Consider the following 10,994-nt stretch of genomic DNA (forward strand, 5'->3'; position numbering starts at 1 on the left):
TTAATGTTTATGTTACTTTAAGCATATTTTATTAGCATAATAACCAAAAATGATTTATTATTTAGAAAGCAATCAAATCATTAAGCTATAAGTCCCGGCTTCCGGATTCGAACCAGAGACCTATGGATGTCTGCGATCTGCAGTATTCACTCTACAGTCCATCGCTCTACCAACTGAGCTAAGCCGGGTTATAACATAATATATACAAAGAATATAAATTTTAAGTTTATGCATGTTTTATTCTTTTGATTGATTTAATTATATTTTAATTTTTAAACTGGAAATTATTCAGGCATATGATATTATGCTAATTCTTATTTTTGGTTGCCTTACCAATTTCATTTAATCAAATTCACACATGCATATTGAAAATCAAAACTAATTATAAAAATAAAAAGTTTAATAATAATATTACGAATATATTATTCATGGAATTTTCTGAGGTTACATCAACATTTAGTGAAATGGAAAATACAACAAAAAGGCTTGAACTCACAAGAATACTTGCCAACCTTTTAAAAAAGGCAAATAATGATCTTAAGTTCATTGTGTATCTTGTTCAGGGTAAACTTGCACCGGATTTTGAGGGAATTGAATTTGGCATGTCTGATAAGCTTATAATAAAATCATTATCCTCTGTATCAGGCCTCTCAGATGAGGAGGTAAATAAAATATTTTACAAAACCGGTGATCTGGGTACAACTGCAATGGAAATTAGTAAAAACATATCACAGAAATCATTATTTAATGAGGATTTAACCGTGAATTATGTTTACTCAAAGTTAATGGAAATAGCAAAATTTTCAGGTCATGGTAGCATAAAAACCAAGATGGATTCATATATGGATTTATTAATGAATTCAAAACCTGATGATATAAAATATATAACCAGAATAATTACAGGCAAGCTCAGGCTGGGTGTTGCCGATTCAACCATTCTTGATTCGCTTGTATCCGCATTTAGTGATAAAAAATATGCAGATATAATAGAAAATGCATACAATTTCCATCCGGATATTGGATACATTGCAGAATTGCTTCAGTCCGGAAATATAGACGCAATAAAAAATATGGGGCCAGAACCATTAATACCGTTTAAGGTAATGCTTGCTGAGAGATTAAAATCACTTGCTGATATTAAGGATAAAATGGGTGGAAGGGCAGCATATGAATATAAATATGATGGCCTAAGAACAGAGCTGCACCAGAAGGGCAGTGAGGTAAAGATATTTTCCAGGGGTCTTGAGGAAACAACACAAAATTTCCCTGATATTGTTAAAAATTTTAAGGATTCATTTCATTTTGAGTCCTGTATACTGGATGGAGAATCCGTTCCATATAACCCTGATACAGGAGAATTAATGCCGTTCCAGATTGTCTCACAGAGGCGCGGAAGAAAATATGATTTAACAGAAAAAACATCAGAGATACCAATAGTAATGTTTATTTTTGATATACTTTATTTAAATGGCAAATCGCTTATTAATCTGCCATACCCTGAGAGAAGGAAAATACTTGAGGAAAACGTTAAGGAAAATGAGTATTTTAAACTTGCAACAAGAATCGAAAGTGACGATGAAAATGAAATTATGAAATTCTTTGAGAAAAGTATTGAGGATGGCTGTGAGGGAATAGTCTCAAAGAACATTTCAGAGGATTCGGTTTACCGCGCCGGAGCCAGGGGATGGCTATGGATTAAATTTAAAAGGGATTACCAGCAGGAAATATCAGATTCATTTGACCTTGTTGTTGTCGGTGCCTTTAATGGTCATGGGAGGCGTAAGGGAACCTATGGCGCCTTATTACTTGCATGCTATAATGAAAAGAAGGACTCATTTGAAACATTCACAAAACTTGGATCAGGATTTACAGATGAGATGCTATCTGAACTCCCCGGGATTTTTAAAAGCTTAATAGTGGATAAAAAGCCCGCAAGGCTTGATAGCACCATGATTCCCGATTACTGGATTTATCCATCAAAGGTGGTGGAGGTAAAGGGTGCAGAAATTACAGTAAGTCCTGTTCATACATGTGCATATAATATAATTGAAAAAGGCTCTGGTCTTGCTTTAAGATTTCCGAGGCTAATAAAATTCAGGGATGATAAAAATCCTGAGGATGCCACAACAACTGAGGAAATTATTGAAATGTATAAAATGCAGAAAAAAACTATAAATACAAAAGAAAAGGAGGATTAATCCTCCTCTTCATTATTTCTATCGAACCCGCCTGATCTTCTGTTATTGTTGTATCTCCTGTTGCCTCCATTGTTCCTGTATCTGTTATTATTTCCATAGTTGTTATACTGGTTTTCGTACTCCTTTTCACTCATATCAAGTTCTTCACTGGGTTCTATATCTTCATCACTTTCTGAAAGTGTACCATATTTACCGACATTAAGTCTCATATGGCCCCTTAAAAGTGATATATAGCCGTTATCTATCTTAAGAACCTCACCATCCCTTATGTCTTTGGGCTGGTCGTCCCATAGTGTCAGGGTTATCTTCCCTGTATCGTCGGCTATGACAACCTCAGTCACTGATTTGTCATCACCAAATCTGGTTTTTATCTCTTTTGGCTCTCCTAATACAATCACCTTTCCAACAACGTTAACACGTCTTGAGGAAGGTGTCAAATCCTTAATTTTGGTTACTTCTTCCATACTATTACTTCCTTAATCCTTTCGGATAAAGACTAATATTTAACTCTTATTTAAACATATTCTTTTTATATATGCTTATGTTTTTTTCCATTAAATCTGTCATTTCTTTAAGATTTTCATTTTTTGTCAATGCATTAAGCACACCCATTTGATCCTCTATAGGATGATTCTGTCCAAGTTTAAATGCGCATTCTATTTTATCAGGGATTAAATAAAATCCCTTAATCTGCTTTAGCATTGGAAAGTATGGCTTTTCGCTTAAATTATCTGGAATAGGAGAATCTGGTTCAAAAAACTTTATAAGTTTTTTAATTTTTTCTGTGTTTTCATTAAAATCAGTAAATTTTAATGTACCATGAACATGAACAGTCATGTAATCCCATGTAGGTACCGATTTATATTTATAATAGACTGGAGATATATAAGCATCAGGTCCCTGAAAAATAGCAAGTCCTCTCATATTGGTGGAATTTTCAATAATCATATTGCCTTCTGCAAGATGTCCCCAGAGTTTAAAATTTTCTTTGTATTCATCAACAAGAAATGGTATATGAACTGCATCAACATCATCTGAAGAAATTACTGCAAGTATTCCAAAACTATGTTTTTTGATGAAATCTATAATAATTTTCCTGTCGGTTATTCTGAAATATTCGGGTATATACATAAAATTTAAATTGATCCTTATATATTAAGTTATTCTATATCCAAATATCATAAATTATTATAAAGTTAAAATATGTTTAAGCAATATAATAAAGCCCGTGTGGGGTAATTTGGATATCCTAAAGGCCTGCGGAGCCTTAGATTCGGGTTCAAATCCCGGCGCGGGCGTTTTTATAATTGTTTAAATCACTGTAATGCATGAATATAAACATAATACATAAAAAATCTAAGTATTAAAAATTCAATAGAATCGAAATTCCTGTATTCTTAAATAAAGGAAATGAAAATAAACCACGTGGTTTTTATTTATTTAACAACTTTTATTAGATTCTTATAAATGATTTTCTTAAAAATTAAGGCGATTAGGCATGTTGACCATGATATTATCAAACCGATTGCAACGCCCCTAAAATATATATTGCCAGTAATAATTGAAATAAAAAGAAATATGATACTTAAAATAAAAAACAGTATTATAAGGGAGGTCAGGAGATGCTTTTCCAGAATATTTAGTCTCCATTCTGATAATCCCTGAATTTTTTTGGCCATAAAATTTTATTCATATTGAATATAAAAATATTTGTTTTTCCCAATATTGCCTTTCTTTAAGTTTTATTAATATGCACATAGAAATCTTAAGGCTTTTATATTAGTGATATATAAGATAGTATGAGTGAAGCTATAAGTCCAGGTCTTGAAAACGTTAATATAAAATATACTGAATTAACTTATATAGACGGTATTAATGGAATAATGAGATACCGTGGCTATGATGTAAATGAACTTGCAGCCAGATCATCATTTGAGGAGGTTTCATATTTAATGCTCTTTGGAAAACTGCCAAATTATGATCAGCTCAATGAATTTAAAAATCATGTGCTTTCAAATATGGTGCTTCCCGATTATGTTTTAAGCACAATGAAAAGCCTGCCAAAGAAATCAGATGCACTGGCAATAATGCAAACGGCCTTTTCTGCGCTTTCATCGAATGAAAACAATTACCAGTGGAATAAGGAAAATGATAAAAAAACGTCAATGGCAATTCTTGGCCAGGCATTATCAATTGTGGCAAATACATATAGAATTAAGGAGGGCCTTGATACAGTTACACCTGAGGCCCATGGCAGCTATGCAGAATCATTTTTAAATGCCTGTTTTGGTGAATCTGATAAAGAAAAGGTAAGGGCCATGGATGCTGCACTAATTCTTTATATGGATCATGAGATTCCAGCATCAACCACGGCAGCCCTTGTTACTGCATCAACTTTATCTGATATGTATTCATCAATAACCTCGGCAATAACCGCATTAAGGGGCCCACTGCATGGAGGTGCAGCAGAATCTGCCTTTAAGCAATTTCTTGAGATTAAAACACCAGATAATGTTGATTCATGGTTTCAAAAAAATATCATAGAACCAAGGAAAAGGCTTGTTGGTTTTGGTCACAGGGTTTACAGGACATTTGATCCAAGATTGAAAACATTTAAGGAATATGCCAGATCACTTGCCAGAACACAGGAACAGAAAAATTTGCTCGAAATAGCTACAAAACTTGAAAATCTTGGGGTTAAAAATTTCGGTGGAAAGGGAATATATACAAATACAGATTTTTATTCTGGCCTAGTTTTTAATGAACTTGGGTTTCCATTATATATGTTTACATCACTTTTCGGCCTTTCAAGGATATCGGGAATACTGGCACACATAATAGAATATGTGGAAACTCAGGAAAGACTGATAAGACCAAGGGCAATTTATAATGGTCCGGGAAGTATGGAATACATAGAAATAGAAAAAAGATAATTTTTATTTTATTTTTTGTTCCAGGTCCTCCACATATCCAAAATCCAGAAGGCCAAATTCCTCTGTTATGCCATAGGCCCTAAACCTTTTTGAAACGCTTTTTAGCACAGGTGTAAAATGTTCCTCACTTAATAATGATTCTGAAACATCGGTACCTGAGGAAAAAAAGCTCATTGCGGGCGTAATCAAAATTCTGTAATCAAAATTAAAAACAAACGCCGGTATTTTAAATATGCCACCAACCTCATCCCTGAGAACAACGGCAGGATGCTCATGGCCAAGTATGGTTATTTTTCTTGTTGACATATCCCTGTCCCCATGATATATGTAATAATTATCATCCTCATAGAAATCGATTATCTCCATATTATTATGTTTTAATATATTTGTAAGGTAATTATCATGATTTCCCCTTATAAAAATAAGTTTGGCCTGATCCTTATACCGTTCAATAAAATGATTTACATCATCCCATTCCTGCGGTAAATTCCTTGAAAATTCCTGTTTAAAGTCCCCGTTTATAATAATTTTATTTGGTGAGTACCTATCTATTATGGCATCCATTGTCCTTTCTATATGCTCCCTCTGTAATTTTGGTAAGAACAATCCATGAAGGTTCATCTCATCCTCGAATCCAAGATGAAGGTCAGAAACCACAACAGCTGATATATCCTTCAAATAAACACAGTATAAATCGGATATAAAAACATTCTTTAATATTTGTATTTCCTTCACAAACTACATTAACAAATTATTTATTATAATTTTTACTATCTGATAATTAATCCTGTAATCAATTTATAAAAACATTGTGCAATAGAAAAGATTTTAAATTAATATGGCATTAATTAGTTATGGAAGCTAATTCAGAGTACATAATGAAAACCGCAGATATGCTTAAAATACTGGGCCTGTCATCGTATGAGGCACAGGCATTTGCGGCCCTTGTATATCATGGTGTTGCCAATGCAGATACAATAGCGGATACTGCAGGAATACCACGAACATCAGCATACAAGGTTATGGAATCTCTTGTGGAAAAGGGCTTTGCAAAGGAAACGGAGGGCAGGCCGAGGATGTTCAAGCCCGAGGAAATGGACAAAATTAAGGATAATTTTATTTCAAAGGTAAACAACCTATTTGAGAGGCTTAAGGAGCTTCAGGACGTTTTGCCGTCCAAGGGTGACCCACAGCTTGTTTATACAATATATGGGCGATCAAAGGTCATGGCAAAAATGGCAGAAATGTTTGATCTATCAGAAAGGGAAATTTTGATTGCAACACCAAGAATAAAGGAAATAAGAACGGAATTAAAGAAAAACATAGATAACGCAATAAAGCGCGGGGTTCATGTCATATTTATCACACCACCTAATAAAAGGGTTCCGCCAAATACAGAGGTTTATAGAAAGGAGGGACTTATAGCAACTGATGTGGCAAGTGATGAATCAAGGGCAATGCTGGCCGGGGCTGATCTGGACGCCTGTGGTTACACAGATAACCCCATACTTTCTTTGCATGTCCTTCAGTTTATACACATGATGATAAACAATGATGAATATAAAATCTGAATTTATAAAAAATGAAAAAATCATTGGTGGCCACGTTTCAATATCAGGTGGAATATACATGGCACCTGAAAGGGCATCACAATTCTGTTTCTCTGCCTTTCAGATATTTGTTAAAAATGGAAGACAGTGGAACACAAATAATAATTTAGATAATAAAGATATCCTTCAATTTAAAGAAAATATTAAAAAGTTTGATATTAAAAATACTGTTGCACATGCAACATATTTAATTAATTTGGGCAGTCAGAATCCAGAGGTTGTTGAAAAATCTAAATTAGACATAAAAAACGAGGTAAAAATGTGCAATGACCTTGGTATAAACTATCTTGTAATACATCCCGGTTCGGCGGAAAACCATAACAATGCCATTCATAACATAATGGATTTTCTCAACTCACTGGATACAGGTGATACATCGATATTAATTGAAAACTCTTCAGGTAAGGGAAATACATTACCCGGCAGCATTGATGAAATGGCATCAATGATGGACATGGCAAAAAACAGGATTTATTTATGCCTTGATGTATGCCATTTTTATGCCTATGGTTATGATATAACTAAAAATTATAATGATGTGATGTCCACCCTTAACGATAAAGTTGGTTACAGTAAAATTAAAACCATACACCTTAACGATTCAAAATATAAGCTTGGTGAAAAGGGAGACCGGCATGAAAATATCGGTTACGGTTACATTGGTGACAGTGGATTTTATAATATTATAAATGACAATAATCTTAATAATATCCCCATGATAATGGAAACCCCAGATGGAGATGAATACTATAAAGCCAATCTTGAAAGGCTTCTGGGTTTAATGGGTGGTAATGTTGAACATAAGTGAGTTTAAACCATATGTGTTTAACTGCGATATGCAGGAGGTTGTCTCACCTCCATTTGACACCATATCGTGGAATCAGGAAATGGAGTTAAGAAATAAAAAGTGTAATATAGTAAAGCTGACCATGCCTGAAAAAAATCTTGGAATAAAGGCCTCACTTGATATATTTCACAGATGGATATCAGAAAAAAAACTTGAGCAGATTAATAATGACATATTAATAATTTTAAAGCAGGAATTCTATAACAATAAGGAATTGATGCAGAGATTTGGCATAATTGCACTGGTTGACGTCTGTGCAGACAATATTAAGCCACATGAATTAACATTTCCAAATCAGGTTATTGATCGCAAGGAGGTGATGAAAACACTTAATGCCCAGCTGGAACCAATCTTTATGGTTGTTCCTGATAATTCATTCGATAAACTTTTGAAGAGAACGGCATCTGAACTGCCCACAGAATTTGTATTTGAAGAACCCCTTGGTGTACACAATTATGTTTATTTTTTGGATTCAAGGGAAAAAATAGAAAAGATTAAAAGTTCTGTCAGGCAGGATGTGGGCATAGTTGCCGATGGCCATCACAGGTTAAGAGCGGTGCAGGAACTTTACAGTGAAACAAATGATGGGTTCTGGAAATATGTTATGTCATATATAACCTCAATATACGATCCGGGCCTTATGATAGGGGGCGTTCACAGGCTTGTATATGGCATAAATTTTGAGCCATTTATACCCAGGATTAAAAATTTTTTTGATATTGTTGAGGATAAAAATTTTTATGGGGACCACAGAATATGCATTTACAGCAACTCTAAATTTTATTACTTGACCCCAAAGGATTATATAATTAAAGAAAAATTTGGAAATTCAAAGCCTCTTCCAACTGAAATAGTAAATAATATTCTCTTTCAGGACGTTTTTTCAATGAATACAGCAGAGTATCAAAAGAATATAAGATTTATATATAATTATACAGACGCAATAAATTCCGTTGATAACCATGAATGTAACTTTTCCATTCTTATTCCGTCATGGCAAAAGGAAGAATTTTTAAAATTCATTACTGAAAACAAGCTTCTTCCACAAAAATCAACATATTTTTATCCAAAAATACCATCAGGAATTGCCTTGTATGTTAAGCCACTGTAGCTCAGCAGGCAGAGCAGCTGATTCGTAATCAGCAGGTCGGGGGATCGAAACCCTCCAGTGGCTCATTTATTTTTGTATATTCAATGTTTTTGGATATTTTATTATATTATGGATATGAATTATAACCACAATTTCTATAACCACTATTCCGAAAATCTCGTTCTCTGCAACAGACCCCCAGGGAATAATGGCAAAAAGAATCCATGCAATTACAAGTATAACCAATAATGAAATTCCAGTTTTAATATTTATTAAAATTATTGAAAAACCTATCGCCGTATATGAAATTGTGGCAAGTATAAAAAACCAGATGGAAACGAAATCGTGCGGGTATGTCCCCTCATGGTATATCCCAATTAGTGCAAGAAACAATCCAGAAATTATAAAGAAGGATGAACCGACTATTTCAATTGTATTTCTTGCCCTTAAAATAAAAAATGAGGATAAAATTGCAATTAATATACCTTCGATCATAAGGCCAACATTATAAATCCATGGATATAAGGGTGCTGGATGGCCATTATTTATTAAATTTCCACCGCCCAAATCGCTAAGGGCATTATGTGTTATCCCAAACCATGGATTAAATGCTGAAGAAACAGCAATGACAATCCATATTAACAGCATTGTAATACCACCAGAAATTATTAAAACTGAATTTTTTATATTCATGTAAATACAAATGCGTGATTTATTAAAATATTTATATTACTGGGAAAAAATAATAAAATCCATGCTGTACCAATTCTATCATAAATGCCATATTTTATAATAAAGGTTACCCAGAATATTTCTATTATAATAAAGATATAACATTGAAATTAATCTTAAAACGTTATTCAAGTACTTACCATTTTAGAGCCACCAATTCCAAAAATATAAAAAAATTAAAAAGTTAAGTTATTTATGACGATATCTTTTCAAGTGTTTCCCTGGATGCCCTTGGTCCTAGAAGTGATATAAGACCTGCAATAAGGCCTGTTATGGCAATAAATATAAAACCTGTCTTAAATGTATATGAGGCAACTATAATTGGTAGGATTATTGCTCCCAGTGCACCCCCTATATGTCCAATTCCATCAGTAAGTGCGAATCCGGATGCCCTGGCCCTTGTTGGATAGTTTTCTGCTGTATATGTATAGGCCACCTGAAGATACATGCCAAGAGCAAGTGATGCCATGAATGACCCTGCAAGTAATGTGGGTTCTGTTTTTAATGAAAATATGATAAGCCCAATAAACCATATAACAGTGTCGAAAAATATTACGTATTTTCTTTCATATTTATCTGCTGTTAGGGCCATAATTATTGCGCCAACCGGATAGCCTATTGCACCTATGGCAAGGTAAAGTATGGAACTGGCCAGTGAAATGTGGGCATCCGCAAGCATGGTGGCAGCATCCCCAAGAAATGCATAGTTTCCTATATACCAGAAAAACCACATAAACACAAGAATTGTCAATCTCTTTGAATATATTTTTCCAGTTTTTCCCTCAAATAGGTAAAGTGTTGGAAATTTTTGTTCATATTCTTTTAAATCAACATCCTCTGGATGGGGGTCGGGTAATTTCCCAAACCTCTTCTCTGCGGTATCCTCCATCATCTTTAGCACACTTTTTGCCTTTTCAAGATTTCCAGATTTTATTGCAAGCCATCTCGGTGATTCTGGTAATTCAAACCTTAAAAGCAATGCTATTACTGCAATTATGCCACCTATGGCAAACAAATACCGCCAGCCATTGTAATATACTGGAACAAGTCCAAGTGCTATAAATGGGGTTATTGCCTGCCCAAGTATTCCTATTATAAAGGTATACACTGTGATTCTGCCACGCCACTGCGGTGGTGCAAACTCGCTTATGTAACCAGAAACAAGGTTTAAATCAGCACCAAGCCCTAGCCCTGTGACAAATCTTGCTATTGTCAGTTCAGGCACATTAAAGGATATTGCATCACCAAAAGACCCAATTGCTGTTAATGCCATTGTGATTATCATTGATTTGTACCGTCCAAATACGTCCGCTATGCTACCGATAATATAAGAACCAAAAGCATAGCCTATTAAACCAACAGAGAGTGCAAGAAATAATGATGTTGATGCACCTATGTGAAACTGTGTGGAAATTGCTGGCATGGCAAAGCCAATATCGGATATATCATAGAAGGTAAAAAAATAGCCAATGCCAATTATAATTAGAAAGGAATACGGTAGGGACCAAACCGGTATTCGGTTAACCCTTGCAATAATATCTTTTATCTCATTATCATTATTCATAGTAAAAGGGAATTAATATA

At 34.2% G+C, this 10,994-nt stretch carries 10 protein-coding genes and 3 tRNA genes; 7 read left to right on the forward strand and 6 right to left on the reverse strand.

Annotated elements, in window-relative coordinates:
* Window positions 1-92: 92 nt before the first annotated feature.
* Window positions 93-188, reverse strand: a tRNA-Tyr gene (locus tag AOG55_RS00450).
* A 240-nt stretch (window positions 189-428) separates the two neighbouring features.
* Here AOG55_RS00450 and AOG55_RS00455 point away from each other — a divergent pair.
* The gene (locus tag AOG55_RS00455) at window positions 429-2,198 is read left to right on the forward strand and encodes an ATP-dependent DNA ligase (protein ID WP_055040754.1); all 1,770 of its coding nucleotides are present in this window, start codon (window positions 429-431) and stop codon (window positions 2,196-2,198) included.
* On the opposite strand, the gene AOG55_RS00460 is transcribed toward AOG55_RS00455, so the two are convergent.
* The gene (locus AOG55_RS00460) at window positions 2,195-2,662 is read right to left on the reverse strand and encodes a single-stranded DNA-binding protein (protein ID WP_048101571.1); all 468 of its coding nucleotides are present in this window, start codon (window positions 2,660-2,662) and stop codon (window positions 2,195-2,197) included. The two genes, AOG55_RS00455 and AOG55_RS00460, sit on opposite strands and share 4 nt — an antisense overlap.
* Window positions 2,663-2,708: 46 nt before the next feature.
* Window positions 2,709-3,329: an FMN-binding negative transcriptional regulator gene (locus AOG55_RS00465; RefSeq protein WP_048101570.1), complete on the reverse strand. Its 621-nt coding sequence runs from the start codon at window positions 3,327-3,329 to the stop codon at window positions 2,709-2,711.
* 93 nt (window positions 3,330-3,422) lie between these two features.
* On the opposite strand from AOG55_RS00465, the gene AOG55_RS00470 reads away from it, so the two are divergent.
* Window positions 3,423-3,496, forward strand: a tRNA-Arg gene (locus AOG55_RS00470).
* Window positions 3,497-3,997: 501 nt separating this feature from the next.
* Complete coding sequence (gene gltA, locus AOG55_RS00480; RefSeq protein ID WP_048101568.1) at window positions 3,998-5,131, forward strand: citrate synthase; 1,134 nt, start codon at window positions 3,998-4,000, stop codon at window positions 5,129-5,131.
* Window positions 5,132-5,134: 3 nt separating this feature from the next.
* Here the strand turns inward: gltA and AOG55_RS00485 are convergent, their stop codons facing one another.
* Window positions 5,135-5,866, reverse strand: a complete 732-nt coding sequence (locus AOG55_RS00485; RefSeq protein ID WP_048101567.1) for a metallophosphoesterase — start codon at window positions 5,864-5,866, stop codon at window positions 5,135-5,137.
* Between the two features lie 119 nt (window positions 5,867-5,985).
* Here AOG55_RS00485 and AOG55_RS00490 point away from each other — a divergent pair, with 119 nt between their 5' ends.
* From AOG55_RS00490 to AOG55_RS00500, 4 genes are all read left to right on the forward strand, one after another.
* Window positions 5,986-6,702, forward strand: coding sequence for a TrmB family transcriptional regulator (locus AOG55_RS00490; protein ID WP_048101566.1), 717 nt, complete (start codon window positions 5,986-5,988; stop codon window positions 6,700-6,702).
* Window positions 6,683-7,549: a deoxyribonuclease IV gene (locus AOG55_RS00495; protein ID WP_084779375.1), complete on the forward strand. Its 867-nt coding sequence runs from the start codon at window positions 6,683-6,685 to the stop codon at window positions 7,547-7,549. The genes AOG55_RS00490 and AOG55_RS00495 overlap by 20 nt, the downstream gene beginning before the upstream one ends.
* A complete protein-coding gene (locus AOG55_RS09065; protein ID WP_082180451.1) occupies window positions 7,533-8,699 on the forward strand; it encodes a DUF1015 family protein in 1,167 nt (388 codons plus the stop codon). Before AOG55_RS00495 ends, AOG55_RS09065 begins: the two co-directional genes overlap by 17 nt.
* Window positions 8,690-8,762 (forward strand) — tRNA-Thr (locus tag AOG55_RS00500). Before AOG55_RS09065 ends, AOG55_RS00500 begins: the two co-directional genes overlap by 10 nt.
* A 3-nt stretch (window positions 8,763-8,765) precedes the next feature.
* Here AOG55_RS00500 and AOG55_RS00505 read toward each other — a convergent pair.
* Together AOG55_RS00505 and AOG55_RS00510 are read right to left on the reverse strand one after the other, a co-directional pair.
* Window positions 8,766-9,371, reverse strand: a complete 606-nt coding sequence (locus tag AOG55_RS00505) for a DUF998 domain-containing protein (protein WP_048101565.1) — start codon at window positions 9,369-9,371, stop codon at window positions 8,766-8,768.
* Window positions 9,372-9,603: 232 nt separating this feature from the next.
* Entirely contained in the window at window positions 9,604-10,974 is a 1,371-nt protein-coding gene (locus AOG55_RS00510) for an MFS transporter (protein WP_048101564.1), read from the reverse strand.
* Between the last annotated feature and the right edge of the window lie 20 nt (window positions 10,975-10,994).

The organism is Acidiplasma cupricumulans (genome assembly GCF_001402935.1).
Lineage (GTDB): Archaea > Thermoplasmatota > Thermoplasmata > Thermoplasmatales > Thermoplasmataceae > Acidiplasma > Acidiplasma aeolicum.

Coding starts and splice junctions, on each gene's coding strand:
- AOG55_RS00455 (WP_055040754.1), top strand. CDS start 429: ATGGAATTTTCTGAGGTTACATCAACATTTAGTGAAATGGAAAATACA.
- AOG55_RS00460 (WP_048101571.1), bottom strand. CDS start 2,662: ATGGAAGAAGTAACCAAAATTAAGGATTTGACACCTTCCTCAAGACGT.
- AOG55_RS00465 (WP_048101570.1), bottom strand. CDS start 3,329: ATGTATATACCCGAATATTTCAGAATAACCGACAGGAAAATTATTATA.
- gltA (WP_048101568.1), top strand. CDS start 3,998: ATGAGTGAAGCTATAAGTCCAGGTCTTGAAAACGTTAATATAAAATAT.
- AOG55_RS00490 (WP_048101566.1), top strand. CDS start 5,986: ATGGAAGCTAATTCAGAGTACATAATGAAAACCGCAGATATGCTTAAA.
- AOG55_RS00495 (WP_084779375.1), top strand. CDS start 6,683: ATGATGAATATAAAATCTGAATTTATAAAAAATGAAAAAATCATTGGT.
- AOG55_RS09065 (WP_082180451.1), top strand. CDS start 7,533: ATGTTGAACATAAGTGAGTTTAAACCATATGTGTTTAACTGCGATATG.
- AOG55_RS00505 (WP_048101565.1), bottom strand. CDS start 9,371: ATGAATATAAAAAATTCAGTTTTAATAATTTCTGGTGGTATTACAATG.
- AOG55_RS00510 (WP_048101564.1), bottom strand. CDS start 10,974: ATGAATAATGATAATGAGATAAAAGATATTATTGCAAGGGTTAACCGA.